Raw genomic sequence first — 671 nt, 5'->3', positions numbered from 1 at the left:
TCATCTTTAAAATGCCCAAAGAATGATTCTTGTGGAGCGTTATCCCAACAGTTTCCTCTACGTGACATGGATTGACTTAGCCCCATTTTTTTCACAAGCTTTTGGAACTTCGGATTGGTGTAGTGAAATCCTTGATCCGAATGAATCAAGGCATCCGAGGTGAGATGGCGATGTTTCTTGAGTTGTTTCAACGTGTCGATCGCAATGTCCAAACCAAGTGAAGCAGAGACTTCATAGGCTAAAATTTCATTCGTTTCGGCGTCTTTTATCGTGGACAGATAGGCCCGCTTGTTTTTCCCATAGGTTAGATACGTGATGTCGGTTAAGAGAACTTGACCGGCGACCCCTGGCTTAAAGGCTCGCTTTAACGTGTTGGGACAGGTTCGATGCTCTTGAGTGGCTTTGGCCATACGTCGTGCAGGATTTGCTTTTCGAATCGGACAAACGATGTTGTACTTTTGCATGACTCGACGGATACGCTTGAGGTTGTATGTAACTCCATATTGGTTCTCCAGCGTCATTTTGATTTGACGAGCTCCCTTCTTCCTTCCCCGGTAACGGTAGGCTTTCAGAAGAATCGCTTTGACGTTTTCATCGTTTTGTTCCTGTTTTTGACGATGTAATTGAGCATTTTCACTACGATATCGATAGTAGCCCGAACGTGAGACCCC

At 45.0% G+C, this 671-nt stretch carries 1 protein-coding gene; it reads right to left on the bottom strand.

Annotated elements, in window-relative coordinates; all coding sequences use genetic code 11:
- Positions 1 to 671 (bottom strand): IS3 family transposase (locus QP794_RS33095; protein WP_285080853.1); only part of this gene is annotated, 671 nt, incomplete at both ends.

Source organism: Paenibacillus sp. UMB7766-LJ446 (genome assembly GCF_030226665.1).
GTDB classification, from domain to species: Bacteria; Bacillota; Bacilli; order Paenibacillales; family Paenibacillaceae; genus Paenibacillus; species Paenibacillus vandeheii.
The sequence above is the reverse complement of the archived record's forward strand: the minus strand, read 5'-3'. Positions and strand labels throughout refer to the sequence as shown.